Source organism: Microbacterium sp. 20-116 (assembly GCF_041079415.1).
Lineage (GTDB): Bacteria > Actinomycetota > Actinomycetes > Actinomycetales > Microbacteriaceae > Microbacterium.
The window spans coordinates 65,397-90,422 of the sequence record NZ_JBFYGP010000003.1; the positions used below are offsets into that span (position 1 = coordinate 65,397).

Genomic DNA, 25,026 nt, shown 5'->3' on the forward strand with positions numbered 1-25,026 from the left:
CGCCCGAACCCCGGCCGCGGCTCACCCCCTGACGGCGCCGTCTTCGCGTCCCGGACATCGACGCCCCTCGGCGGGGTCGCGGGTGCCGACGCCCGGTGAGCGCGTCCGCCCACACCCCCGATCCGCCGGCGACATCCACACTCGCCTGCTTCCGGGAAGGACGGAGAGCGACGTGGAGAGGGTGATGCGGAAGGGGTGAGAAGGGGATGACGCGGGGGGTGAAAGAGGTCACATTCGCCACCTCGTCGCGCGCATCACCCCCAGGATCGTCTCGACGAGGCGTCGCTTCGCCACGTCGACCGCCCACCCACCCGAAGGGGCGGCGGTCCTTCCCCACATGGAGGTTCGAATGTTGATCGACGCGGATGCCGCTCCCACCGGCGCACGAGCCGCCCGCCGCACGAGCCGGTTCTGGGCGCCACGCCCTGAGGCACTGGACCGCCTCGAAGCGGCCTTGGGCAGTGACGTCGTCCTGCTTCGCGGTCCGGCCGGCGTCGGGAAGACGTCGCTTCTGCGTCAGTTCGCGGCAACGCTCGAGGCAGACCCGGAGCGCGGCGTCCAATCCATCGACGGCAGCCTCACCTCACCGGAGGCCCTCCCCCGCATCGTCGAAGCCTTCGCGGACGGGCCCGCCTCCCATGTCCTGCTGATCGACAATCACGTCGAGGGACTCGGACTCTCGACCGATCACCTCCTCCACCTCCTGCGTGCCGACAGCAGCCTTCGAATCGTGGTCGCCACCCGTCAGCCGACCGGCCTCGAGAGCCCGCTCATCGCTCTCGAGTTCGATGTGCAGGTGCTGCCCGCGTGCGACTTGCTCATGACCCGCGACGAGGTGGCATCCGTCCTGGCCCTGAACGGGGTCGAATCGACCGAGATCGCCGTCGACGAGCTGGTGGCGCTCACCCACGGGTGGCCCGCCCTCGTCCAGCTGGCGAGCGCACGACTGCGCTTGGAGGGCCTCCCCCTGCGCACGCGAGCCGAAGCCGCCGCCGCGGCGGCGTATGCGGGCACCACCTTCACCCACGACATGGAAGAGCGTCTGGCCATGCCGGTGACAGACGACGTCCGCTTGCTGGCGGTCGCCCCGTACATCACCGAGTCGCTCGCGGACGCCCTGGGCCTCGACTCGACGACGGGTACGACGCGTCACCTCCTCGATCACCTCCAGAGCGCGGGCTTCGTCTGGCCCAGCGCGACGCGCGTTCTCCTGGCCGAGCCGGTTCGCGAGCGCTGGCTGGAGGAGATCTCCGCTCGGCAGCCTGCGCTCGTGTCCGCGGCGAGGCTGCGTCTGCTCGACCATCTCATGTCGGGAGGGGAGCCGCTCCTCGCGGCCCAGCTCGCGGCAGACGCACGGCAGTGGACGACCCTGGCCCGCGTCCTTCGACGGTCGGGGCCGGAGATCTGGGCACGCAACGCCGACGCCTTCTCGCGCATGCTCGGCCAGCTCAGGTCCAACTCTTCGGTCTCGCCGGTCGTCGTTGACGCACTGCTCGCGCTCGACCCCGATACCGCAGCGTCCCCGGAGACCCCGTCGCTCGCCGCCTCCGTCCTCAGTGACCTTCCCGACGCCAAGAGCGTCGCCGTGGGGGATGCCGAGGCCCTCATCATGCGCGCAAGCCTGCACCGCGCCGCGGGGCGGTTCGCTCTCGCCGGCGAAGCGTCCGGCATGCTGTCCGACGCCCTCCACGGAGCGCAGGACCTCGATCCCGAGACGGCGGCGGAGGGGTGGTATCAGGTCGCGATGACCTTCCTCGCGATGGGCAGACTGCGGGACGCGAGCGTGTCCATGACGCTCTCCGATCGAGTCGCGCCGCCCGCCCACAGGCTCCGTGCTCGCGGAGCGCTGGCCGTCATCGCCCTCCTCGAGGGCGACGTCCGCACGGCGCGCTCCATCGTGGAGGAGAACAGCACAGACAGCTGGGGGGCCTCGCCCTGGGGAGAAGGGCTCCGGCTGGCATCCGCGTGGGTTCTGCTCGAAGCCGGAGAAGCCGGAGAAGCCCGCGCCCTTCTCGACGCTCTGCCCGCGACCTCCGCGGCCCGGGAATTGTGGCCCTTCGCTGCCTCGACCCACATCCTGTCGTGCCTGCTGTCGGGCGCAGCTTCCGACGCACTCGGGCTCTTCCGCACCTGGATGGCACGATCCCGAAGCACCCCGCCATCGCACTATCAGTCGGTGCAGATCCTCATGACGCGGGCGAAAGTGCTGATCGCGCTCCGGCAGGCACGAGAGGCGCTCGCGCTGTTCGAGGGCCCTTTCGCGCTCTCCCCTCTCACCGCTCCCGCTATCGCCCTGTCGCAGCTGTACGCCGGGCGATCACACGAGGCGTTCGTCATGAGCGTCAAGTGGGGGCTCCACCACGAGCCCTCCCCGCGGGCTGCTCTCGAAAGCTTGGTCGTGAGCGTCGTGGCCGACGTGCGACTGAACGGCGTCAGCTCACACCGCTCCACCGTTCAACGCGCCGAGGCTTTGAGCATCCGGCATGACCTGTGGAGCCCATGGAGCGCTGTCGCGCCCGAGGACCGCGCACGGGTCACCAAGATCCTCTCGTCTTCGTCACGCGAGCAGATCGAGGCGAGGACGTCGTTGTTCGCGTCCTCGGTCAGCGTGCCCCGTCTGACCAAGCGCGAGCAGGTGGTGTTGAGCCAGCTCACTCCGACCTCGACGATCGCCGACATCGCACGTGCGCTCGTCGTGTCGCCGAACACCGTCAAGACGCAGCTGCAGAGTCTCTATCGCAAGCTCGAGGTGTCGGACCGCTCGAGTGCGATTCGCGCCGCACACGCCTGGGGGCTCATCGAGAACGACCTGGACGCGTGACGGTGCGGTCTCGCCGCCGTCGGCGTGACCGCCCCATCATCAGGCGCGCGGCAGCGAGCAGCACGACGACGACCAGGATGCCGGGAACCGACAGCGGCACGCCCGCTCCCCGAAGGACGGCGAGAATAACGACGAAAGCGGCCACGGGCGCCAGCCAGGCGAGGACGCGGAGCAATCGTCGGAGGGTCACGGCTCCCACGCTAATGCGTCACACGTCGGGCATCTTCGCGCGGGCTCGTCGTTCGTCGGCGGCGACCTGCAGACCGAACACCCCGAACCACGCGATGGCCAAGGTGGCGGCGGTGAACTCGAGGTTCCCACCGAGCGTCGTGTCGCCCCGGGAGAGAGCGATCATCGCGCCACTGAACGATGTCAGACCGACAGCGACGAGCGTGACGACGGAAGCCGCGCGCATCCAGGGGCGCCGCCGGATGGCGGCGACCTGCCCCATCGCGACGATCGCCAGGACGAACCCGAGGACGGCGAAAGAGATGTGGATCAGATCCTGAGGGAGGGCTCCCTCCGTGAACGGAATGGGGCATCCGGGCGAGCAGGTGACGACAGATGCCACCCCGAAGCACAACCCGCACACGAGCAGCGTCGTGGCGACGGGCCACCCGACGACATATCCCCCTCCCCGAAACGCCAAGGACCGGTCGACGAGGACGGCGGCGATCGCGAGCAGGAGAAGAGCCGTGTTGAACAGGGGCGCGGTCGGCATCGACGTGGCGCCGAGCTGGCTGACGTACTGCACGCTCGGCTCCCACAAGCGACAGACCCAGATGAGCACCGCGCTGAGGAAAGCCGCGATACCCCCGGCCGTCGCCAAGCGGGCGACGGGTGAGGCTTGCGTCCGGGCTACCCGCGTGACGGGCCGCTCGACTGTCTCGGTCATCGGCTCCTCCTCCAGCGGGCTCGGCCACACTATCGTCTCGCCCTCGCTGCACCCGGCATCGGGGTGATCTGTGGGCCTGCGGGGGTGATATCCGGGCGCTGAAGCCGACGATCAGCGTCAATGGGGATGATGCTGTTCTGTGCGGGCAGAGAACAGCATCACGTGCGTGCCGGGGGGCCGCACTGTTCGACGCTGGTTCTCTGCCCGCGCCCATTGCTCACCCACCGCCTCTGCGCGATGCTCAATCGCCGCGACTCCGACGGCGTCCTCGCGAGAGGACGAAGACCGCGCCGACGACGATGACGGCCGCCGCCAGGAGCGGGATCAAGACGAAGGCGAACCGCCCCGCCTCGGCTTCCGGGGCGGGCTTCTCCTGCACCGCGCCCGCGACAAGGGACTCACCCGAGCTGATCGAGAAGCTGATTCCACGCGCCGACGGGCTCGCCGTACTGTCCTCGTGGAGCGACGCGGTGCCGCTGTCGCGGACGACCTGCGTCGGAACCACGGCATCGGCAGGCCCCGCGGGAAGGAGGAACAGCGCAGCGATGAGGGCGGTGGCGGACAGCGCGGTGGTGATGGAGCGCACGGACGGATCCCTTCGTCGGAGCCGCTACGGTAACCAGCGACGGCCCCTCCCGAGCGGTGGTAGACGCGGCCGCCCGCAACCGGTATGACCTTCGCAGCCACTCCGCGCATAGGCTGTCGACAAGCCCGCAACCGGAGGAAGGGGTGCGATGGACTCGCGGTCTCCACGCCCGATCGGGTTCGCGCTCTGCGTCGTCGCGGTGATGGTGCTGGCCGCCCCGACGCTCGTCCTTCCCGCCGATTCCCCGACCGAGCCCAAGCTCGTCTTCGCCGCCGCCGGAGCGATCATCTTCGCTCTCGCCGTTCTACGGATTCGTCGAGAGCCCGCCGCGCGGGCCCCGGAGGCGCGTTCGGACGACGACGTCAGCGATCGCTGAGAGCGGCGATCTCTTCAGGGCTGAGGATCGAGATCGGTTCGGTGGGCACATCCCACGTCGGAAGGGTCTTCACATCTGCTCCTGTGACGGATTCGAGGGCGTGAGCCGAGAGCTGAGGGCTCGGAGTACCCGAGACCAGGACACGGTGCAGGATGCGCGCCGAGACGGGGCGGACTCACCCAACGCCGACCGAGCGGTGGCCGCGTCGGCGTACGTGCCGACGTATCGCGCGTGACAGTCGAACACGAAGAACGCCTCGGGCGAGCAGCGATCCACGTAGCCGGCGAAGTCCCCGTCCCGCCGGGCGACCGAGAGGTCGTCGTCGAGCCGCGACCAGACGATCGCCCCGACGAGGGGACGGGGCGCGGACAGGATCACGCCGCGCGGACGAGGGAGCGCGTCGGTTTCGACGTCGCAGCCGTCCGCACCGGAGCGGACGTCGCGGCGGGCTCGTCGAGAGCGATGTCGAGGCTGAGACCGCGCGACGAGTTGGCGTCGTTGGCCATGCGCTTCAGCAGGTTCTGATCGAGCGCCTCGGGCTGTTCCGAATCGAAGACGAAGCGCAGGGGGATCGACGGCTGCAGCCAGATGGTCGAACGACCGGTCGGCTCGTCCTGCCCGTGGACCCACGACAGGGTGAAGCTCTCTCCCCGGCGGAGCTTGGTCGCGACGACGACCTTGACGTGCGCCAACATGCGGTCGTCGATGCTGATCGGCTCGGTTGTCGTGCCGTAGTAAAGCTTCGCCATGATGTACCCCTCTGATCGTTGCTCGCAATTTAACTTACTAGGTAGACTAGCGAATAGGCAAGCGAGATATTAGGAGCCCGATGTCGATCGAGAAGACGGCACCTCCGTCGTACTGGTACAGCGACAGCACCGACGATGAGCGTGGAGCGCGGGTCATGGAGGCGATGCGGGCCTACCGTTCGGCCGAGATGGCGATGCGCCGGCGCACGCAGGGCTCGATGGCCATGGGAGAGAACGAGCTGCTCGTGCTTCGGTTCCTGACCAGGGCCACCTCCTCAGGCCGCGATGTCACTCCGGTCGATCTGGCGCGTCACCTCGGTGTCTCCACGGCCTCCGTGACCGCCCTCCTGGACCGACTCGAGCGATCCGGGCATCTGGAGCGCCGTCCGCACCCCTCCGACCGGCGGAAGGTTCTCGTCTCCACCACCTCCCACGCCGATGAGGAGATGCGGGACACCCTCGCCTCCATGCACGACCGCATGATGCAGGCCACTCGCGGTATGACCGAGAGCGAGACCGTAGCGGTCACCGCTTTCCTTCAGCGCATGCGATGCGCCGTCGCCGACGTGTGCGACACGGCGGGCCCCTCGTGCTGTGCGCTGATCGCGGAGCGGGCGGACGCTCCCATCGTCCGTTCCGCCGGGGACATCGCTCCCCCGAACGCCGCCTGACGGGCGGTCACTCCGCGACGCGGATCACCTCGGCGATCACGCGCGGGTCGGCGAGCACGCGGAAGTGCCCGCCGCCGGCGAGCACGACGTTGCGGGCACCGGCGAGCTCGCTTCCCTCGGGGATATGCGGGTCGAACGGACCGAACACCGAGACGATGCGCGTATTCACCGCGGCCGACGCGGCGAGCGCCTTCATCGTCGCGTCGCCCGAGGCGAAGGCACGCAGCGAAGGCGTCGGCATGAGGCGGCTGTACCGAGACCCGCCGAACGGAGTGGCGACCGCGACCATCGCACGCACGCGCTCACCGGCAGGGCTGAAGGCCATGACGTGCTTGCCGATGAGTCCGCCCTTGCTGTGCGCGACGAGCACCACGTCATCCAGACCCCGAGAGAGCAGCAGGGCGGCAACCCGTCCGGCGGATTCCGCGATCGGTCGCCGGTTGCCGCCGAGTTCCGTCACGACGTGCACGGGGTGGCCGCGTTCGTGCAGGGCCCGCGCGAGCGGCTCGAGGAAGCGCCAGGTCTCGTAGATGCCCGGGAGCAGGACGACCGGCGTGCCTTCGCCCTCGGCGAGGAGGTCCGCGGCGTCGCGGCCGAGAAGAGCCCGTGCCTGGGCGCGAATCGCGTAGACGTAGTCGCGCGCCCACCATCCCGCGTCGCGCAGAACGGTACGGATCCGCTGCGGCACGGTGGTCACGGCGTCCTTCGACATTCCTTCATCGTGCCGCGCCGACGCACGTGGGCCGGGCGGGTTGCCGCACACATCGAGCCGTGCGATGCAACCCCGGGATCAGCGAATCGGGGTCGACCGTACCGTGTGGCCATGGACATCTCAGACATCCGCTGGAACGAGCCCGCCCGCCAGAAGATCCTCGACGACGCCGACGCCGTGCTGCGCGAGGCCGTCGTCGCGATCGCCCGTGACAGCGACGGGATCTCGTCGGACGAGGCGTTCGCGCAGATCAATGCGCGCATCAAGGATCGCTTCATCGACTACGAGCCCGGCCCGGACATCCGTACGTACGCGGACGCCATCGCGGCGGGCGAGATCCCCACGGACTCCTGAGCCGCGGACGAGAGGAGGCCCCGTGCGCATGCACGGGGCCTCCTTCGCATTACCTGAGAGGACGCTCGGCACCGTCGGCAGCGGCGTAGCCTTCCGGTACCCGGCCCCGGCATCGCCGGCGCGGACGACGTCGATCTCGGCGTCTCCGACGACTCCCGCCCGTCGAGCCCGCCCCCCACACGGGGCTCCGGACGGGAGTCGTCGTCCGGGTCAGCTGTCTTCGCCGTAGCCGCGGATGCTGCGGATGTCGTCTTCGAGCTCTCGCTGCGCGGGGTCGTCGTCCTCGTGGACTGCGGCGTCGGCGGCACGCTGCTGCTGCGCGCCCGCCTTCTTCTCTTCCACGCCCGCGTCGGTCGCGCCGTCCATGACGGGGGCGTCCTGCGTCTCTTCGCGATCGGTCATCGTGGTCCTCCTCGAACAGGTCGTTTCCGGCATCCTGCGGCCTCGAGGGCGTCAGCGGCCGGGGCTTGCGCTCCCCCGGCCGCGGATGCTCACTACCCGTGGTGTCCCGGATGGCGACGCTCGAGCGCCGAGCCTTCGACGTCGACGTTCGGCACGATGCGATCGAGCCACTTGGGCAGCCACCAGGCGGCGCCGCCCAGCACGTGCATGATCGCGGGCATCAGCAGCATACGAACGATGAACGCGTCGAAGAGCACTCCGAGGCCGAGCCCCAGACCGAACGATTTGATGATGACGGCCTCCGAGGTGATGAAGCCCGAGAACACCGAGATCATGATGATCGCCGCAGCGATCACCACGGTGCGGCCCGCCCGGAAGCCCTGCGCCACGGCCAGCCGCGGAGCGGCGCCGTGCGCCCAGGCCTCACGCATGCCGGTGGTCAGGAACAGCTGGTAATCCATCGCCAGGCCGAACAGGATGCCGACCAGGATTACCGGCAGGAAGCTCAGGATCGGTCCGGGGTTGTGTACCCCGAACAGGCCGCCGAGCCATCCCCACTGGAAGACCGCGGTGACTGCTCCGTACGTCGCAAACAGGGACAGCACGAAGCCGAGGGTGGCGATCAGCGGTACGAGCAGAGAGCGGAAGACCATGACCATGATGAGGAACGACAGACCGACGACGACCACGAGGTAGATCGGCAGAACGTCCGCCAACCCCTCGGAGATGTCGATGTTGATGGCCGCCGCGCCCGCGACGCCGAGGTCGATGTCTCCGTCGACCGGGGGGAGCGAACGCAGGTCGCGCACCAGCCGATCGGTGGACACCGCGTTCGGTCCCTCGGCGGGGATGACCTGGAACGCGGCGAGCGTGCGGTCCTCGGACACCGCGACGGGTGCCACCGCCACCACGTCGTCCTGAGAGAAGAGCTCGCGGGCCACGTCGAGCTGCAGGCCCTGGACGTCGGCCTCGGCGGTACCGGCGGGGAGCGCGGCCGTCACGAGAAGCGGGGCGTTGGATCCGGCGCCGAAAGCCTCCTCGCTCCAGGTGAAGGCTTTGTACCCGGTGGAATCCTCGGCTTCGCTACCGCCGTCGGGCAACCCCAGGCGCATCGAGAGAGCGGGGATGGCGATCACGAGAAGCACCACCGTCGCCACGAGCATCGTCACGGTGGCGCGCACCGTCGACATCGGGCGCACGGCCCGCCCGTTCGTCGCGACCGGGCCGGTCTCGGCTCGGGCGGCGCGGCGCGGGTGCTCGACGGCGCCGGATGCGGCGGTCGCGCGAGCGCGCGCCCTGCGGCTGAGGATGCGCATGCCCGCGAGCCCGAGCAGGGCGGGGGTCAGCGAGACGGCGATGAGCACCGCGACCAGGACGCTCACGGCCCCCGCGGTTCCCATCAGACCGAGGAACGGGATGCCGGTGATGTTCAGCGCCAGCAACGCGACGATGACCGTGGACCCGGCGAAGACGACGGCGTTGCCCGCCGTCCCGTTGGCGAGCCCGATCGATTCGCGGACATCCGCGCCCGCCAGGAGCTGCCTGCGGTGGCGGTAGAGGATGAAGAGCGCGTAGTCGATGCCGACCGCGAGGCCCAGCATCACCCCGAGGAAAGGCGTGACGGATGCCATCTGAATGACACCCGAGAACGACAACGTCGCCATGGCGCCGATGGCGACGCCGATGATCGCCGTGGCGATCGGGAAGGATGCCGCGAGCAGCGACCCCAGCACGACGACGAGGACGATGCCGGCGATGGCCACGCCCACGATCTCGCCCACCCCGAAGATCTCGGGCACCCCCTGGGAGATCTCGGTGTTGAACGCCACGTCCACGCCGGGGACCGCCTTCGCGGTGAAATGCTCCACGACCGCTTCTTTCGACGCCTCGGTGAGCTCGAGACGCGGCTTGTCGAACGAGACGTTGACGATCGCCGTCGAGCCGTCCTCCGATACCAGCCGGATGGCATCCGCGAAGCTCAGCAGCTCGGAGCCGTCATTGAGCTGGGTCTGCTGGGCGTCGATCTGGGCGAGGCCTTCGGTCAGCTGCGCCTGCTGCTGCTCGAGAGCGGAGCGCTGCTGGTCGATCTGCTGCTGCTGCGCCTCGAGGGCGGACAGCTGCCTCTGCTTCTGGGCGGAGGGCAGCGGCGCGGCTTCGATCTGCGCCTTCCCCTGGTCGAGCTGCTGTTGTCCGGCCTCGAGCTGCGCCTTCCCCGCGTCCAGCTGCTGCTGGCCCGACTCCGCCTGAGCGCGGGCCTGCTCGAGCTGCTGGCGACCATCGACGACCTGCTGGCGCTGATCCTCGAGCTGCTGCTGGGCGGTGAACGGATCGGTGACGCGGGCCACATCGGGCAGGTCGCTCGCCGAGGCCACCAGGGCCGAGATCTCGGTCTTCTGCTCGTCGGTGAGAGCGGAGCCGTCATCGGTGCGGAACACCACCGCTCCGGATGCGCCGGCGAAATCGGGGAGCTCGCCCTGCAGTTCGGAGATCACGTCCCCGGAGGCCGTCCCCGGGATGTCGAAACTCGAGCTGAGCCCCTTGTACCCGACGAGGAAGCCGCCCACGACGACGCCGAGGATCACGGCCCAGGCGACGATCACCGTCCACGCGCGGCGCGCCGCGAACGTTCCGAGGCGGTGCAGCAGTTCAGCCATGGGGATGTTCCTCTCGTGCGGTGCACGCGAGGGAGCACCGTCGGCTCCGACAAGTCGGGGCAAAGATAACACGCACCGTCTCGTCTCGTTTTGCCCCGCGATCGTTCAGAATGTGTGTCATGACCCTTCCGCGCAGTGGACCCGTCCGCAGCGAGGCGGCACGCCTGGCGATCCTCGACGCGGCCGTCGCACTGTTCGTCGAGCGCGGCTACGACCACCTCACGATCGAGGGCATCGCTCGACGTGCGGGCGTGGGCAAACAGACCATCTACCGGTGGTGGGCGAGCAAGGGCGACGTCATCGCCGAGGCCATCCTCGAGGGGCGCATCCTCGGCGGTCAGCGAGAGCTGCCCGACACGGGCGACCCCCGAACCGATCTCGCCGCCTGGCTGACGGACCTCTTCACCCTGCGAGCGAGTCCCGACGGAGAGGGGTTGCTGCGATCTCTCGTGGCCGCTGCGGCGGGCAGCGCCGAGACCGGTCGACGGCTCCGGGCCGAGATCCTCGCCGCCCCGCTCACCGAAAGCCTCTCGCGGGCGATGGGCGGCGTCACCGGCCCCCGACTGCACGCCGCCGCCGACGCCCTGCTCGGAGCCGTGATCCTGCGGGCCCTGAGCCGCGAGGAGTTCGACGCAGAAGACATGCTCACCCTCGTCGACGCCATCGTGGGCAGCGCTCCCCCGCACTGAGAGATCGGCCGGATCGCGGAATCCGGATACCACAACGGCGAAGCCGACGTCCAGACCGGGCGCGCACAGTCGCATGACGTACAATCGTGCTCAGCAAGGGGAGTACTCCCACCGCGACGTTCTCGTCAATACGGATCACGCCATCGTGAGCCCGGGACGTCGGCCCGTTTCCCGGGTGGAGGAGACCTTGGTGTCTTGTCGCACACCTACTCACCCTTGGAGGTCGCCATGGGCGTCACCCCTTTGATCTGGATCATCACGATCGCGATCACCATCGCGTTCTTCGTGTTCGAATTCTTCGCCCACGTCCGCAAGCCCCACGAGCCCTCGATCGCCGAGTCGGCCCGCTGGTCGGCTTTCTACATCGGCCTGGCCCTGCTGTTCGGCGTCGGGATCGGCGTGTTCTCCGGATGGACCTACGGCGGGGAGTACTTCGCCGGGTACCTGACCGAGAAGGCCCTCTCGATCGACAACCTCTTCGTGTTCCTGATCATCATGACGGGGTTCGCGGTGCCGAAGATCTACCAGCAGAAGGTGCTGATGATCGGCATCGTCATCGCGCTGATCATGCGCGGCGCGTTCATCGCGGTGGGCGCGGCGCTGATCGAGAACTTCTCCTGGATCTTCTACATCTTCGGTGCACTGCTGCTCTTCCTCGCCTACCGCCAGGCCTTCTCGCACGGCGAGAGCGACCCCGCCAACGGCAAGTTCATGCGCTTCGTCCGTCGCATCCTCCCCGTGAGCGAGGAGTACAACGACGACAAGCTGACCGTCCGCAAGAACGGAAAGCGCTTCGTCACCCCGATGCTGCTGGTCATCATCGCGATCGGCTTCATCGACCTCGTCTTCGCCGTCGACTCGATTCCGGCCATCTACGGCCTGACGAACGAGGCATACATCGTCTTCACCGCCAACGCCTTCGCACTCATGGGGCTGCGCCAGCTGTACTTCCTCATCGGCGGCCTGCTGGAGCGTCTCGTCTACCTCGCACAGGGCCTCGCCGTCATCCTGGCGTTCATCGGCGTGAAACTCGTCTTCCACGCTCTCCACGTCAACGAGCTGCCCTTCGTCAACGGCGGGCAACCGCTGCTGTGGGTTCCGGAGATCCCCATCTGGTTCTCGTTGCTGTTCATCGCGGGAACGGTGGCCGTGGCGACGTTCCTCAGCCTCCGCAAGACCCGCAACGACGACAAGAAGAAGGATCGCGAGACCTTCGACGGCGAGAAGGTCATCCACGCCCCCGAGGACTGACGTCCGGACGAAGGGCCCGCGGCGACGGCCGCGGGCCCTTCGTCGTTCCTGCCGCATCCCCGCGGTGAGCGCAACCCCGGCGATCGGCGGGCACCGCCGCTCTACCGTGGCCGACATGACGCGATTCGGCTACACCCTCATGACCGAGCAGAGCGGCCCCAAAGCCCTCGTCGACTACGCCGTCGGCGCGGAACGCGCCGGCTACGACTTCCTCGTCTCGAGCGACCACTACTCCCCGTGGCTGACCAGCCAGGGCCACGCACCTTACGCCTGGACCGTGCTCGGAGCGGTCGCGCAGGCCACCAGCGATGTCGAGTTGATGACCTACGTCACCTGCCCGACGGTCCGGTATCACCCTGCCGTCGTCGCTCAGAAGGCCGCCACCCTGCAGCTGCTGTCCGACGGCCGCTTCACGCTGGGGCTCGGCTCGGGCGAGAACCTGAACGAGCACGTGGTGGGCGAGGGATGGCCGGCCGTCCACGCGCGGCAGGACATGCTCGTCGAGGCGATCGAGATCATCCGTGCTCTGCACACCGGGGATCTGGTCACCTACGACGGCGAGTACTTCCGCGTCGACTCGGCTCGCGTGTGGGACGCCCCCGAGGGTGGCGTCCCGATCGGTGTCGCCGTCTCCGGTGAGCACTCGATCGCGCGCTTCGCCCCTCTCGGCGACCACCTCATCACCACCGAGCCCGACGGCGAGCTGATCCAGGGCTGGGACGAGCACCACGAGGGCGCGTCTCGCAAGATCGGTCAGATCCCCATCAGCTGGGACCCTGACAAGGAGACCGCGATCGCCCGCGCCCACGACCAGTTCCGATGGTTCGCGGGCGGGTGGGCCGTGAATGCCGATCTGCCCACGCCGGCCGGCTTCGCGGGCGCGTCGCAGTTCGTCCGGCCGGAAGATGTGGCCGAGTCCATCGCGTGCGGTCCCGACCTCGACGAGCTCGCCGAGAGCGTGCGTCCCTTCATCGACGCGGGCTTCACCGACATCGCCATCGTTCAGGTGGGTGACGCGCAGCAACAGCGTTTCGTCGACGAGATCGCCGCGCCCCTGCTCGAGAAGCTTCGAGCTCTCTGATGGTTCGGGGTGCGCTCCACGCGCACCCCGAACTCACCGACGGCCGACGTATCCCGCCTCGGCGACCCACCGTTCGAGCTTCCACACGGGAAGACGGAAGATCCGCGCGACGGTGACGACCGAGTGGCCGGCCTCGGCGGCGGCGGCCACCGCGAACTCGCGGAGCGAATCGAAATCACGCCCCGCGAGGATCCCCTCACGCAGATCCGAGAATGTGCGAGGTTCCCGCGGTGCGGCGGCAGTGCTCGGCGCGACGAGCACGTAGCGGGGACTCCCCTTCCCGCCCTGGTGGGACGCGGAATCGTGAACCCCCGAAGCTGCGGCTGACGGGGCCGGAGGCTGATCGGTATCCGATGCGTGCACGACGGTGGCGTCCGCTTCCGCGACCCACGGCGCCGGCGGAAGCGGGCCTCCCCCGATCTTCTGGGTCGACGGGATCGGTGCCGACTCGGGCGCGCTCGGCTGCGCGAGACCGACCAGCTCCGGCATATCGGCACCGGCCCTCGCTGTGGTCCATGAAGCGGCGGGGAGTTCGTCGCCCCACACCACCTCGCTCGGAACCACGTAGGGGCTCGGCGCGGGGACTTCGGAAGAGGCGGACATCCATGGCGCGGGCGGAAGCTCCCCGCCCCACGTCACCTCGTGCGACACGTCAGGACGGCTCGACTCATCGCGATCGAAGCCGCCTCGCGCGGTCTCGCCGAAAAGCTCCGAGAGTTCGATCTCGAAGGCCTCCGCGAGGGCCACGAGGGTCGCAAGCGATGCCGTCGAGCGCCCGGACTCGATCGCGCGTACGCGGGATTCCGAGATCCCCGCCTCGAACGACAGGGCGACGACGCTGAGATCGCGCTCGCGCCGCAGTTCGCGCACGCGATCGGCGAGCGCGTTCAGCACAGCATCGAGGCGGACGTCGGTGGTCACGTGGGTCATCGCTCCCCCGCGGGACGATCTGACGAGGTGATCGGCCTCCGTTCCGCGATCTGCGCGCCCCGAATGCTCGTTCCCTCGACGAGATACTGACGGCGGACCGGGGGACGTGCGTCCCCCGCGCCGAGCGCTTCTGCCGACACCGTTCTCCCCCTCGGACGTAGATACGTCGACTCGTGTCCGGGGGAGACACTGAACACTATCGCGTCCGGCGCTCGCCCGACGGCCCGACCTGCCGAATAAGGTGGGCGCATGCGCCGCCCCTCGCTCCTCGCCGGGGTCATCACCGGGGTCGTGGCCCTCTCCTCCTGCTCGGCTGAGGTCCCCTCCGTCCCGCCCTCCGCCGCTCTCCCACCCCGAGCCGCGATCGACTACCAGCTGGGCGGCCCCTACGACCCGCCGGATTCCGTACAGATCGTGGTTCGCGACCGCACCGCGCAGCCGGCCGAGGGGGCGTACTCCATCTGTTACGTCAACGCCTTCCAAACACAGCCTGGCGAGCAGAGCGACTGGCCCGCGAGCACCACGCTGTCTCGCAGCGGTGCACCGGTCATCGACCCCGCCTGGCCCGACGAGGTCATCCTCGACACCTCGACCGCCGACAAGCGCGCCCTCATCGCCCAGACCGTCGCTCCGTGGATCCGAGGGTGCGCGGCATCCGGATTCCGCGCGGTCGAATTCGACAACCTCGACACCTTCACGCGCACCGACGGCGCGATGAGCTTCGACGACAACGCGGCTCTCGCTCGAGTGCTCGTCGACCTCGCGCACTCCTCGGGTCTGGCCGCGGGTCAGAAGAACGCCGCGGAGTTCGCGGCCGCGCTGAAAGACGCGGCGGGCTTCGACTTCGCCGTCGCCGAGGAATGCGCCGCTTTCGCGGAGTGCGACGCCTACACCGGGGTGTACGGCGACCAGGTCATCGATATCGAGTACGCCGATCGACTCCCGCGAACCTTCGCCGACGTGTGCGCGGATGCCGCGACCCCGGCTTCGACGGTCCTGCGCGATCGGAAGCTCTCGACGCCGACGGATCCCGACTACGTCTTCGCCGCGTGCGCGGATCGGTCGGGCTGACCGGCGGCTCTCGCACGCCGGTCAGCCGCTCTCACACGCCGTCGCGCAGGTCGCGGAAGAACGTGTCGACGTGTGTGCGCAGCGCCTCCACCCGGCGGTCGCGAGCCGCAGCCGCATCGTGACCGAGGTAGGCCGGTGGATCCAGACGCCGCGCGTTGCGGGAGCATTCGAACCGCGCGCACACCAGGGTGCCGACGGTGTTCCCCGCGCGTCCGGCCTTGCCCGCCCGACGCGCGGAGAAGAACACGACGTCGTTCGGCAGCGTGACATCGGAACACCATGAGCACTGCGGTCGCGTGCGTGTGGGCTGCTCGGTCTGCCGAAGTTGCAGGCCGACGGGGCTTCCGTCGATCTCGGCGATCACGAAGCCGAGCAGCGGGGTCTTGGCGTCGCGCCAACCGAAGTAGTCGAGACGGTCCCACGCGATGGCGTCGAGGTCGGCGGGAACGACGATCGAGCTGCGTTCGCGGAGCGAGACGTTCACGAAGCTGGATCGAATGGCGGAAGAAGAGAGAGCGTGCATGGGACGTCCAGTCGATGGGCCGCGGCGCGCGCGGCGGCGCGGCGACGAACGCGCGATCGGATCGCGCGGCGATGCGCCCGTCACGAAGAGGACGAGCGAGGAGGGCGCTCACCCGGCAGAGCGGGGCACCCGCGCCGGTCACCCGGCGAGGAAGACGGCCTGGACAGCGCCTGTGCCGTCGGCGCTCCACACGCCGACGACCCCCTCACGCCCGGAGGGCATCGACGAGGTGATGGGGGACATGGCCCCAGGATACGCCGATCAGGCGCGAAACGCTGCCGAACCGAGCACACGCTCGACGGCCATCTCGAGGACGACGCGGTCGGGGTTGGGGCGCGGCTGGCGGTAGCGCGCCGCGTACAGCTCGACCGCGTGCGCCACGGCATCCGGATCATCGCTCACCCGAGCAGCGCCCTCGAAGCTGATCCATTGCGCGCCGTCGACAGAGCAGATCGAGGCGCGGCCGCTGCGCTCGGCATTGACGAACTTCTGCGTCCCGCGCGATCCGATCACCCGGACGACACCGTCGTCGTAGGTGAACCCGACGGGCACCGCGTGCACGCGACCCGAGCGCCCCACGGTCGACAGGGTGGCCAGGTGGTACTCGCGGAGGAAGGAGAGGGCGTCGTCGGTCAGCACTGTTCCAGGGTGCCACGTCCGACGAGGTCGGTGACCGTCTTGTCGGCGGCATCCCATCGTCGAATCCCGACGGCCCGACCCGAGATGTCTCTCCCGCCGTTGTCCGCGAGGACACCCAGCGCCTCGCCTATGCGCTCCAGCGGAACCCGCCGAGCCAGGGTGACATGCGCGGTCCACGCGCCCGGCACCGTGTGGTCGACGTCGGCACCGGGTCCGGCGAGCTCGTGGATGCGGGTGTGCAGAGCCAGCAGCGCCGGCGAGGGTACGACCGTGCGAGCGATGACACGATGCCGTCCCGCACCGAAGAGCACCGGGGCACCGAGTACGAGCGAGAGGGGGAAGATCTCTTGCAGGACGGCAGCGTCGAACGGTGCCAGTGCGGATCGGACGAGCAACGTCACGTGGGGCCGGTTGCTCTCTCCCCGATGCCGCGCCTGGCTCGGCAGATCCGCGGCGAGCAGGGCATCCCACTCCGCGCGGACGGCGGCGTCGGTCTCGTCATCGAAGACGAGTTCGAGGCTGACGACGTCCGTCATCGAGGAGTCACCGGGTCGACCACCACGCGGCCGCCACGAGCAGCGGCTGGAAGAACAGCCGCCCGAAGCGCTTCTTGTCGGTGTCGAGCCCGAACGCCGAGCGTCCCTTACGCCATTGATCGATGTTGCCGGGGAAGATGGCCACGAAGAAGGCCGCGAGCGCAGCACCGATGCGGCGCCGCTCTTTGGGAAGGACCAGCAGCGACAGTCCGAATGCGGCCTCCACGACCCCGGATGCCACGACCACGGCGTCGCGATCGAGAGGACCTTTCTCCACGAGAGCGTCGGGCACCTGCGCCTGGAAGTCCCGACGCGCGAAGGTCAGGTGTGAGACACCGGCGAACACCATCGCCAGGGCGAGAGCCCAGCGCACAACAGATTTCATGGACTCACCGTAGGGTGCCTGTCTGTCTCACAGGTCGGGCTTGACGGCACCCGCGACGGACGTCCCGCCCGGCCATCGCCGACCGCTACGACACACGTCCCGATTGCGCAACCCCAGGCCTCCCACGTCGCGCGGCGATTGACTGTCACCAGACGAAGGAGGTGCACCGTGACCATGACCGACCCCGCGACCCGCGAGAGCCGGGAGCAGGATCTGGACGCCCTCCTCGTCCGCGCGGCGATGGGCGACTGCGACGCCTTCGTGGAGTTCTACGACGCGACGGCACCGCGGATCTATGCGGTGCTGTTGTCGCTGACGGGTGTCGCGGGGATCGCTGACACTCTGCTCGAGGGGATCTACGTCGAAGCGTGGGAACGCATGCGAGGGCGAACCGCTCCCCCGTGCCCGGGCTTCGAGTGGGTGTCGTCGATCGCCCACCGGCACGCGCGAGCGCACCGCTGAGATCTCGACGATTCAGCGCGCGTCGGAGGTGACGGCCTCGGTGATGTCGTCGAGCTCGAGAGTCAGGCCTCCGGAAGAGTTCGCGGAATTCGCGAGCGAGTGGAGGAGCACCGGGTCGAGAACCTCGGCTTCCGCGGAGGCGAAGACGAATCGCAGCGGAATGGACGACTGTATCCACAGGGTGCTCCGGCCGGTCGGTTCACCGGAGGGATGCCGCCATGACATCGTGAAGCTCTCCCCGCGCCGCAGCTTGGTCGCGACGACGACTTTGATGTGCGCGAGGATGCGGTCGGGCATGCGGATCGGACTCGCGGAAGACCCGTAGAACAGTGAGCCCATCGGCCTCTCCTTCCCGGGTGCGTCCTGCCGGAAATGATACGAGATCACGACTGTCGTGCATATGAACTGAGAAAGAAGTCTCGACGCGACCCCAGATTGTTGGACTCGAGCCGGAATAAGCCGGTCGGCTGGAATCTCGGCAACCTAACTAGAATGCTCAGACGGGGCCCAACCCCGAGGAGACCTATGACGCTCGAGACCGAACACGATCACGCGAAGACGGCAGCGCGCGCGGTAGAACGGCTCCGCTTGGCGGAAGCGCGGCTTGCTCGTCGCCGGCAGTCCGATTGCGGCCCCAGCGAGAACGCCCGCGCGGCGATGAGGCTCATCCTGGAACGCGCGGATGCCGGGGGGAGCCTGACTCCGACCGAGATCGCGCAGTCCTTGGGCATCTCCACAGCATCGGTGACAGGAATGCTCGACCGCCTGCGCGCGGGCGGCCTCGTCGACTTCGTCGCCAACCCGTCGGACCGCCGGAGCAAGTTCGTCGTCCCGTTCGATCGCGACACAGACCCGGATGCGATCGACCCTGTGACAGCCCGCGTCCGCGAGTTCGCCCTGGGACTGCCCAGCGACACCGCCGACCAAATCGCCGCATTCCTCGACCGTGTCCGAGAGGTCGTCGACGCCGAATGCGCCTGAGTCGGCTCAGCCCGACGACGTCAGGACGGACTCGGGGTCGGGCTCGGCCGTGACGCTGAGTCCTTGCGGGGAGCTGGCTTCGTCCATGAGGTCCTCGATCCACCGACGATTCAGCTGCGGCGCACGACTGCCGTAGAAGTGAAAGACGAGCGGGATGGACGGAGAGATCCAGAGCGTACGCGTGCCGCTGCCGTCGCCCATCGGGAAGTGGAACATGAACGACTCGCCTCTGCGCAGCTTGTTCATGAAGACCATGCGAAGGTGGGAGAGCGTCCGATCTTCGATATCGAACGAATGACCCGCGGTGTTGTAAACCAGTTTTCCCACGAAGTGAGTCTATATCGCTTCACCCGATTAACTACCTCGACCCCGGCGGGTGCCACCTCGACTAGAGTTCCGAACGTGGCGAGATCATCTCGGCCGAAGCGGCCCCGACGACGGCTCCCCCGCGCGCTTCTCGTCGCTGGCGCAGTCGTCGCGATCGTGGCGGTCATCGCGGGAATCGGCGTCGTCGGAAGCCTGGTGACCACTCTCTTCCAGACCCTGTCGGCGAAACCACCGGCCGTCGACACCCGGATCGTCGCACCGAACGAGTCCAAGGCCGCCCAGGCTGCTCGCTCGGGCGGCGGGGACGCCGACGAGGTGGCCGCCGCGCAGTGGCTCTCCCTGCAGCCCACCACCTACTGGCTCACCCCCGAGATCGACCCCGTCGACGAGGTGTGGGACCGCATCGCACACCTCGCAGCGGAGGCTCGCGATCAGAAGGCGTCGCTCTCGATAGCGGTCTACGGGCTGCCCGACCGTGACTGTGGAAACCACTCGGCCGGAGGCCTCGACCCCTCGTCATACGCGCAATGGACGAAACGCATCGGCGATGCCCTGCGCAACGCGTCGGACCTCCAGAAGATCGTGGTGCTCGAGCCCGACAGCATCGCTTTGTCCTCCTCGTGCGGGTCCGTGAGCGATCGCGCCGGGTACTTGCAGCAAGCTGTCGAGAACATCCGCGGCACCAACACGTGGGTCTACATCGACGGCGGCCACTCCGCCTGGCACCCTGCCGCTGAAATGGCGGGGCTCATCCGGGCGATGGGGATTCTGCCCGAAGTGCGCGGCGTCGCCCTGAACGTCTCGAACTACCAGGACACCGCCGCCGAGTTCGCCTACGCGCACGCCCTGTCCGATCTTCTCGGAGGCACTCACGCCGTGATCGACACCTCGCGCAACGGCGCAGGACCGGCGGGCTCGGAATGGTGCAATCCCTCCGACCGCCTGGTCGGCAGCCCGGGCGGCTCGTACGGCGACGACGTCGTCGACACCAACCTATGGATCAAGCCTGCGGGCGAGAGCGACGGCGAGTGCAACGGCGGTCCCGCCGCGGGCGTATGGTGGCCTGCCGCGGCAGCGGAACTGACACGCGAACAGCGCTGAGCTCCGAGTCGACCGCGTCGCAGCCGCGATGTGTGCCAAAATTGCGCTCGTCGCGCTGCGACGCCGCGACTCGGGGAAGAACGCGGGCACGGTCCCGTGCGAAGCCGGAAGAGTGGGTGACATGAGCGACAGCACCGAGATGCTGAAAACAGCCGTGATCGTGGAAGACGATCCCGATATCCGCCACCTGCTTGTCGAAGTGCTCGAGTCTGCGGGGTTCTCGACCGTCTCCGTCGGCAACGGCATCGACGGGGTTCGCGCTGTCATCGCGTATCAGCCGCTGATCACCACGCTGGACGTCAACATGCCGGGCATCGACGGCTTCGAAGCCGCGCGTCGGATTCGTCAGAAGAGCGACACCTACATCATCATGCTCACCGGTCTCGAAGAAGAGGCCGACGTCGTGCTCGGCCTCGGCGCCGGCGCCGACGAGTACGTCGTGAAGCCGTTCCGCCCCCGCGAGCTCCGCGCGCGCATCGAAGCGCTGCTCCGCCGCCCCCGCGCCGGGGAGTCCGCCGCTTCCTCGGCCCCCCGCCAAGACAGCGTGGGCCCGTCCTTCCCCGCCGGGCGCCCCGAGGCACCCGTCGCACCGCAGGCGGCGAGCGCTCCTTCCACGGCGGCCGTCATCGTGCCGTCCTCCCAGGGCCCGGAGCCGCGCGAGGCGGCGCCGGGTGGCGAGATCGTCCCCCGCTCGGCGGCCGGAGAACTCACGCCCACCGGTGGCGCCTGGGTGGCTCACCGAGATCTGCTGCTCGATCCCGACAGCCGCCTCGTGCGGGTCGGCGGGGAGGAGCTGGAACTCACCCGCACGGAGTTCGACCTGCTCGCGACCCTGATGGAGTCCAAGCGGCGGGTGCGCAGCAAGGCCGACCTCACTCTGGTCCTGCGCGGCGAGTCGTACGTGACGAGCTACTTCGTCGGAGAAGCCGACAAGCGGGCGATCGAAGCGCACATGACCAATTTGCGCCGCAAGCTCGGCGACAACCCGGCCAACCCGCGTTACATCGAAACGGTACGTGGGGTGGGCTATCGCCTCACCTCGGAGTTGCTCTCCACTCCCTGACGCCCCGCACACATGACGGATGCCTCGACCCTCCCCAGGGCCGAGGCATCCGTGTTTCTGATGCGTTCGGGCGTATCAGATCTTGCGTCCGTCAGACCTTGAAGCCGTGGTGGCGACGGACGAGCTTGGAGAACATGAGGAGCGTCTGAAGAACGGTCACGACGCCGACGATGGGCCAACCGATCCACAGGATCGACGACTGCACCATGGGGCCGACCATGACCCAGATCACCGCGAGGGCGATGGCGACGGCGATGAGCACGACCATCGGCGTCCAGTGTCCGAGTCCCCCACCGCGCTCGGCCTTGGCCTGCATCGCCCAGTTGTCGACCTTCTTGCGCGAGAGGAATCGGGTCCACGAGCGGACGAAGTGACTGATACGGATCCACATGAAGATCTCCGCGGGGAAGAACAGCACCGCGAACAGGACGTCTGTGCGGTCGACGTTCTTCATCGTGCGGGCGATGCGGAGGTTCAGCAGCATGGCGATCACCGGCGGGATAAGCCACAGCGGCGAGAAGACGAAGGCGTGGATCGTCAGCGACCCGGCGAGAAGGGTCAGGAAGGCCACGCGGACGAAGAGGTTCGTGAGCATGCCGAAGTTCTCGAACCAACGCAGACGGAGATTCGGGTGGAACGGTTGCCCCTTGGTGTCGCCGCGCTGTCCGGGCCACATCAGCTCGATGGCGCCATAGGTCCACTTCACCTGCTGGGCGTCGTAACCGGAGAGCGTGGTCATGCCGCCCACATCGGCGCGAGCGTACGGGCTGATCTTGGTCAAGTAGCCCGCGCTCTTGATCTGCAGGGACAGCAGGGAGTCCTCGACCTCGGAGTCCTTCACCCACGGGGTGCTCTGGTGGTTCTGTTTCATCGCGTCGCGCAGGGCATTGGTGGAGAAGATCGAGAACTGACCGCCGAGCACCGCCATGTTGCGACCGCGCAGCATGTTCTGCAGGTTGAACGCCGCGAACTGCGTGCGCTGGCCGGCGGTGAGGAACCGGGCGACGAGGCCCTTGATGGGCTTGTCGTCGATCGTGTAGATCGCAGAGATACCGCCGATGCGGGAGTCGGAGATCGCCTCGGTCTCGAGGTACTCGACGGCCTTGCTGTCGGCGATGGTGTCTCCGTCGACGCCGAGGAGATAGTCGTACCCCTCGACGAGGGAGTACCCGTAGTTGAGCGCGCCGACCTTCTTGTCGGGGTTCTTACCGATGTCGTGGACGAAGACCTCGGTGAACTGCTCCCCGAGCTCGGTGCTCAGCTCGTGCGGGCCGCTGTACTCCGAAGCGATCTTCACCGTGGCGTCGGAGGTGTTGTTGACGACCACGTGGATGACGTCCGGCACGCGGGTTTGAGCGAGCAACGCCTCGATGACGTCGGCGATCGACTCTTCCTCGTTGTAGGCGGGGATGACGCAACCGATCGTGGAACGGTGCACCGACGTGTTCTCGAGCACCGCGGCGAAGTCATCGGCGAAGCCGTGCTCGCCGGCGGCTCCCAGCGCGCCCGGGTGCATATCGAAGTCCCGGGCGTGGGGGGTGAAGCTGCGCGCATCGGTCATGGCGGTGTCTTCCTGTCGGTTCTCGCGGCGTATCGGCCGAGTTCCACTCTGGTAGGTTCGCCGCAAGACGACCGCTGCACACGACCACCGTCCCCGCAAGATTTCCGCAAGATTGCGACGGGCACCTGAAGGAGACGACCGTCCGTGATCGTCCTCGCTCTGCTGGCATCCATCGCCGCCGCGGGCGTCGCCCTCACCATGCTGTTCCTGGCGCACGGGCGACCCGAGGACGACCGCGGCGGACCACGCGCGGACATGGTCCGGTACTTCGGCATGGCGGCCATCGCCGCTTTACTGTGCGGAGCGCTGAACGTGATGGAGACCGCGTGGGACTCCGTGGCAGCCGCGGCCGCCGGGAACGCGACCAACGTCATGGCGGTCGGTCTTCTCTGGGCGGGCGCGCGACGACTGAACGGTCGGCGCGCGATCGGCGCGATCAGCACCGGCGCCGGTGGCATCCTGCTCTTGGGCTTGACCTTCCTCGTGCCCCTCGACGATGCAACCCTCCTGAAGACGGCCGGCCTCGTCGTGTTCTCGGCTCTCGGTGCGCTCGAGTGCGCTCGCTCTCCCGTGGGGCGACTGAGCGGAGCTCGTCTGCTCTCCTGGACCCTGAGCCTGTACGCGCTCTACAACCTCGCCCGCCTGGCCGCCGCCGCCGTCTCCGGTATGGCGCCGCTGCTGCGTCAGGGCCCCGTCTCCCCCGAGACCACGGCTGCGGTCAGCGCGATCGCGATCGCGCTGGTCTCGGTCGGCGCCGTATGGATCGGCCGTCAGCTCGACGACGACCCCGCTCCCGGCACCCGTGCGCACGACCGTGGAACTCTGCGTCGCGAGACCGCCCGACTCCTCGTCGAGCACCCCGGTGTGCGGGCGACCCTCGTGCGCGTTCCCGAGATCAATCTGATCCGCGCTGCCCACAGCAGCGAGCGCGGCGAAACGATGCTGCGCACCGTGTCGGACGCCGCCGCCGACGTCGTACCCGATGTCGTGACCGGGATGCCCACCCGCGACACGGTCTTCCTCGTCCACCCCGCCGCGACAACTGCGGCAGAGGTCGAGGAGTCTTTGCGACGCGCATTCGCGCGACGCATGCCCTCGATCGACTACGACGACGTCCCCGACCTCGTCTTCGAGCACTACCTTCTGAGGGACGTCGACGATCTCTCGTGGCTCATGGAGAGCCGCCGGGCGCGGCCTCGCCTGCGGCAGCCGAGAGCCGACTGAGGCGGGTCAGCCCTGGTCGGTCGACATGCCCCAGCCCGGAGCGCGCCCGGTCGAGGTCGATGTGCCCGTGCTGGTGCCGCTCGAGGACTGTCCCTCGTCCGCGAAGATCGCGATGGGGAGGTACTGGTACACGGTCTGCTGGCTGAAGGAGGAGTCCGTGTTCGCGGCGCCCTCGACAGCCACGTTCAGTGCGAACTCCAGCGTGATGCCGTACGTGTCTGCCGGGAGCTGGCGGATGGACGTCGTCGGCACCAGGAGTCCGCCCTGGAAGCTGTTGAGGAGAAGCCCCCGGTCCGAACGCAGGGTGTCCGAAGGGACTAGCGTTCGCGGATCGGCGCTGAACTGGAACGGGTTCGAGACCTGGCCGCCGGTCTGAGCGGTCTGCGAGGTGATGGAGATGGACGACACGTAGACGCGCCGCTTCTGCGCGAGGACCGCCTTCTCGTCGACGCGATCGTCGACGATGTTGACGGCGAAACCGAGCTGCTTCTCGTTCGTCGCGGTCCACTCCATCGTGCGCTTGGGGTCGACCGCCCAGACATCGAGGCGCAGCTCGAGGCCGTCGGCGACCTCCGAGGTCAGCCGCACCGACCCGTCGTAGGTGAACTGGGAGTCGAAAGGCTTGGTCCCCGCCGAGGCCTGCGGCGCGGGCGTCGCCACGACGACGGACTGGTTGCTCCCCGCCTGCCCGGGGAACGCACCGAGCACATCGGTGATCTGGCTGCAACCGGACAGGACGGTCGGCAGGGCGAGGGCGAGGGCGACGGTCGCGGCTGCTGCGCGCACACGACGGCGAGAGGGCATGCTCACAGGTGTCTCCTGAGGAAGGGCGCGGAACGCGCGGGAGGTCGATGATCGACCATCACACTGCGGGATGCAGGCCTCAGGGGGAGTCTGACCGGACGGCGTGATCGGGACCACGCGGGGCGAGCAGAGACAGGATGGCGCGCAGAAGACTACACCACTCTCTATACACTCGGAG

At 68.5% G+C, this 25,026-nt stretch carries 29 protein-coding genes; 13 read left to right on the plus strand and 16 right to left on the minus strand.

What is annotated here, in order from left to right; all coding sequences use genetic code 11:
• Window positions 1–349: 349 nt before the first annotated feature.
• Window positions 350–2,821, plus strand: a complete 2,472-nt coding sequence (locus tag AB6V29_RS07635) for a LuxR C-terminal-related transcriptional regulator (RefSeq protein WP_369357909.1) — start codon at window positions 350–352, stop codon at window positions 2,819–2,821.
• Here AB6V29_RS07635 and AB6V29_RS07640 read toward each other — a convergent pair.
• From AB6V29_RS07640 to AB6V29_RS07650, 3 genes are all read right to left on the minus strand, one after another.
• Window positions 2,796–3,011, minus strand: a complete 216-nt coding sequence (locus AB6V29_RS07640; protein ID WP_210072309.1) for a hypothetical protein — start codon at window positions 3,009–3,011, stop codon at window positions 2,796–2,798. The genes AB6V29_RS07635 and AB6V29_RS07640 overlap by 26 nt on opposite strands.
• Before the next feature lie 18 nt (window positions 3,012–3,029).
• Complete coding sequence (locus AB6V29_RS07645) at window positions 3,030–3,716, minus strand: DUF998 domain-containing protein (RefSeq protein ID WP_369357911.1); 687 nt, start codon at window positions 3,714–3,716, stop codon at window positions 3,030–3,032.
• Window positions 3,717–3,957: 241 nt separating this feature from the next.
• Window positions 3,958–4,302: a hypothetical protein gene (locus AB6V29_RS07650; RefSeq protein WP_369357912.1), complete on the minus strand. Its 345-nt coding sequence runs from the start codon at window positions 4,300–4,302 to the stop codon at window positions 3,958–3,960.
• A gap of 148 nt (window positions 4,303–4,450) precedes the next feature.
• On the opposite strand from AB6V29_RS07650, the gene AB6V29_RS07655 reads away from it, so the two are divergent.
• On the plus strand, window positions 4,451–4,678 hold the full coding sequence (locus AB6V29_RS07655) for a hypothetical protein (protein WP_369357914.1): 228 nt from the start codon (window positions 4,451–4,453) through the stop codon (window positions 4,676–4,678).
• A gap of 374 nt (window positions 4,679–5,052) precedes the next feature.
• Here the strand turns inward: AB6V29_RS07655 and AB6V29_RS07660 are convergent, their stop codons facing one another.
• The gene (locus AB6V29_RS07660; protein WP_210072314.1) at window positions 5,053–5,427 is read right to left on the minus strand and encodes a hypothetical protein; all 375 of its coding nucleotides are present in this window, start codon (window positions 5,425–5,427) and stop codon (window positions 5,053–5,055) included.
• Window positions 5,428–5,507: 80 nt separating this feature from the next.
• Here AB6V29_RS07660 and AB6V29_RS07665 point away from each other — a divergent pair, with 80 nt between their 5' ends.
• Window positions 5,508–6,098: a MarR family winged helix-turn-helix transcriptional regulator gene (locus AB6V29_RS07665; RefSeq protein ID WP_210072315.1), complete on the plus strand. Its 591-nt coding sequence runs from the start codon at window positions 5,508–5,510 to the stop codon at window positions 6,096–6,098.
• Window positions 6,099–6,105: 7 nt separating this feature from the next.
• Here the strand turns inward: AB6V29_RS07665 and AB6V29_RS07670 are convergent, their stop codons facing one another.
• Window positions 6,106–6,810: a triacylglycerol lipase gene (locus tag AB6V29_RS07670; RefSeq protein WP_307458720.1), complete on the minus strand. Its 705-nt coding sequence runs from the start codon at window positions 6,808–6,810 to the stop codon at window positions 6,106–6,108.
• 111 nt (window positions 6,811–6,921) lie between these two features.
• Here AB6V29_RS07670 and AB6V29_RS07675 point away from each other — a divergent pair, with 111 nt between their 5' ends.
• Window positions 6,922–7,164, plus strand: coding sequence for a hypothetical protein (locus AB6V29_RS07675; RefSeq protein ID WP_103206749.1), 243 nt, complete (start codon window positions 6,922–6,924; stop codon window positions 7,162–7,164).
• Between the two features lie 210 nt (window positions 7,165–7,374).
• On the opposite strand, the gene AB6V29_RS07680 is transcribed toward AB6V29_RS07675, so the two are convergent.
• Entirely contained in the window at window positions 7,375–7,566 is a 192-nt protein-coding gene (locus AB6V29_RS07680) for a hypothetical protein (protein WP_210072317.1), read from the minus strand.
• 92 nt (window positions 7,567–7,658) lie between these two features.
• Window positions 7,659–10,220: an MMPL family transporter gene (locus tag AB6V29_RS07685; RefSeq protein ID WP_369357917.1), complete on the minus strand. Its 2,562-nt coding sequence runs from the start codon at window positions 10,218–10,220 to the stop codon at window positions 7,659–7,661.
• A gap of 119 nt (window positions 10,221–10,339) precedes the next feature.
• On the opposite strand from AB6V29_RS07685, the gene AB6V29_RS07690 reads away from it, so the two are divergent.
• From AB6V29_RS07690 to AB6V29_RS07700, 3 genes are all read left to right on the plus strand, one after another.
• Complete coding sequence (locus AB6V29_RS07690; protein WP_210072319.1) at window positions 10,340–10,909, plus strand: TetR/AcrR family transcriptional regulator; 570 nt, start codon at window positions 10,340–10,342, stop codon at window positions 10,907–10,909.
• 228 nt (window positions 10,910–11,137) lie between these two features.
• Window positions 11,138–12,160, plus strand: coding sequence for a TerC family protein (locus AB6V29_RS07695; protein WP_267786139.1), 1,023 nt, complete (start codon window positions 11,138–11,140; stop codon window positions 12,158–12,160).
• A 115-nt stretch (window positions 12,161–12,275) separates the two neighbouring features.
• A complete protein-coding gene (locus AB6V29_RS07700; RefSeq protein ID WP_369357919.1) occupies window positions 12,276–13,241 on the plus strand; it encodes an LLM class F420-dependent oxidoreductase in 966 nt (321 codons plus the stop codon).
• Between the two features lie 33 nt (window positions 13,242–13,274).
• On the opposite strand, the gene AB6V29_RS07705 is transcribed toward AB6V29_RS07700, so the two are convergent.
• Window positions 13,275–14,162, minus strand: coding sequence for a helix-turn-helix domain-containing protein (locus tag AB6V29_RS07705; RefSeq protein WP_369357921.1), 888 nt, complete (start codon window positions 14,160–14,162; stop codon window positions 13,275–13,277).
• 258 nt (window positions 14,163–14,420) lie between these two features.
• Here AB6V29_RS07705 and AB6V29_RS07710 point away from each other — a divergent pair, with 258 nt between their 5' ends.
• Window positions 14,421–15,242, plus strand: a complete 822-nt coding sequence (locus AB6V29_RS07710; RefSeq protein WP_369357923.1) for an endo alpha-1,4 polygalactosaminidase — start codon at window positions 14,421–14,423, stop codon at window positions 15,240–15,242.
• Between the two features lie 31 nt (window positions 15,243–15,273).
• Here the strand turns inward: AB6V29_RS07710 and AB6V29_RS07715 are convergent, their stop codons facing one another.
• The 4 genes from AB6V29_RS07715 to AB6V29_RS07730 form a co-directional block, all read right to left on the minus strand.
• A complete protein-coding gene (locus tag AB6V29_RS07715; protein WP_307315078.1) occupies window positions 15,274–15,765 on the minus strand; it encodes an FBP domain-containing protein in 492 nt (163 codons plus the stop codon).
• Between the two features lie 261 nt (window positions 15,766–16,026).
• Window positions 16,027–16,404, minus strand: coding sequence for a PPOX class F420-dependent oxidoreductase (locus AB6V29_RS07720; protein ID WP_307315076.1), 378 nt, complete (start codon window positions 16,402–16,404; stop codon window positions 16,027–16,029).
• The gene (locus AB6V29_RS07725; RefSeq protein ID WP_307315073.1) at window positions 16,398–16,940 is read right to left on the minus strand and encodes a 2'-5' RNA ligase family protein; all 543 of its coding nucleotides are present in this window, start codon (window positions 16,938–16,940) and stop codon (window positions 16,398–16,400) included. Before AB6V29_RS07725 ends, AB6V29_RS07720 begins: the two co-directional genes overlap by 7 nt.
• 7 nt (window positions 16,941–16,947) lie before the next feature.
• A complete protein-coding gene (locus AB6V29_RS07730; protein ID WP_210072327.1) occupies window positions 16,948–17,325 on the minus strand; it encodes a hypothetical protein in 378 nt (125 codons plus the stop codon).
• 168 nt (window positions 17,326–17,493) lie between these two features.
• On the opposite strand from AB6V29_RS07730, the gene AB6V29_RS07735 reads away from it, so the two are divergent.
• On the plus strand, window positions 17,494–17,787 hold the full coding sequence (locus AB6V29_RS07735) for a hypothetical protein (protein WP_369357926.1): 294 nt from the start codon (window positions 17,494–17,496) through the stop codon (window positions 17,785–17,787).
• A gap of 12 nt (window positions 17,788–17,799) precedes the next feature.
• Here the strand turns inward: AB6V29_RS07735 and AB6V29_RS07740 are convergent, their stop codons facing one another.
• Window positions 17,800–18,126, minus strand: a complete 327-nt coding sequence (locus AB6V29_RS07740) for a hypothetical protein (protein ID WP_369357928.1) — start codon at window positions 18,124–18,126, stop codon at window positions 17,800–17,802.
• 186 nt (window positions 18,127–18,312) lie between these two features.
• Here AB6V29_RS07740 and AB6V29_RS07745 point away from each other — a divergent pair, with 186 nt between their 5' ends.
• On the plus strand, window positions 18,313–18,768 hold the full coding sequence (locus AB6V29_RS07745) for a MarR family transcriptional regulator (protein ID WP_267786131.1): 456 nt from the start codon (window positions 18,313–18,315) through the stop codon (window positions 18,766–18,768).
• Between the two features lie 6 nt (window positions 18,769–18,774).
• On the opposite strand, the gene AB6V29_RS07750 is transcribed toward AB6V29_RS07745, so the two are convergent.
• Window positions 18,775–19,095 carry an ATP-dependent DNA ligase gene (locus tag AB6V29_RS07750; RefSeq protein WP_210072331.1) on the minus strand — a complete coding sequence of 107 codons (321 nt, stop codon included), beginning with the start codon at window positions 19,093–19,095 and terminating at the stop codon, window positions 18,775–18,777.
• 75 nt (window positions 19,096–19,170) lie between these two features.
• Here AB6V29_RS07750 and AB6V29_RS07755 point away from each other — a divergent pair, with 75 nt between their 5' ends.
• Together AB6V29_RS07755 and AB6V29_RS07760 are read left to right on the plus strand one after the other, a co-directional pair.
• Window positions 19,171–20,196 carry a glycoside hydrolase family 6 protein gene (locus AB6V29_RS07755; protein WP_267786130.1) on the plus strand — a complete coding sequence of 342 codons (1,026 nt, stop codon included), beginning with the start codon at window positions 19,171–19,173 and terminating at the stop codon, window positions 20,194–20,196.
• 121 nt (window positions 20,197–20,317) lie between these two features.
• On the plus strand, window positions 20,318–21,259 hold the full coding sequence (locus AB6V29_RS07760) for a response regulator transcription factor (protein ID WP_307315057.1): 942 nt from the start codon (window positions 20,318–20,320) through the stop codon (window positions 21,257–21,259).
• A 91-nt stretch (window positions 21,260–21,350) separates the two neighbouring features.
• On the opposite strand, the gene AB6V29_RS07765 is transcribed toward AB6V29_RS07760, so the two are convergent.
• Complete coding sequence (locus AB6V29_RS07765) at window positions 21,351–22,820, minus strand: glycosyltransferase (RefSeq protein WP_307315055.1); 1,470 nt, start codon at window positions 22,818–22,820, stop codon at window positions 21,351–21,353.
• Between the two features lie 144 nt (window positions 22,821–22,964).
• Here AB6V29_RS07765 and AB6V29_RS07770 point away from each other — a divergent pair, with 144 nt between their 5' ends.
• A complete protein-coding gene (locus tag AB6V29_RS07770; protein ID WP_307315052.1) occupies window positions 22,965–24,044 on the plus strand; it encodes a hypothetical protein in 1,080 nt (359 codons plus the stop codon).
• Window positions 24,045–24,050: 6 nt separating this feature from the next.
• Here AB6V29_RS07770 and AB6V29_RS07775 read toward each other — a convergent pair whose 3' ends face one another.
• Window positions 24,051–24,848, minus strand: a complete 798-nt coding sequence (locus tag AB6V29_RS07775) for a fructose 1,6-bisphosphatase (protein ID WP_369358184.1) — start codon at window positions 24,846–24,848, stop codon at window positions 24,051–24,053.
• Between the last annotated feature and the right edge of the window lie 178 nt (window positions 24,849–25,026).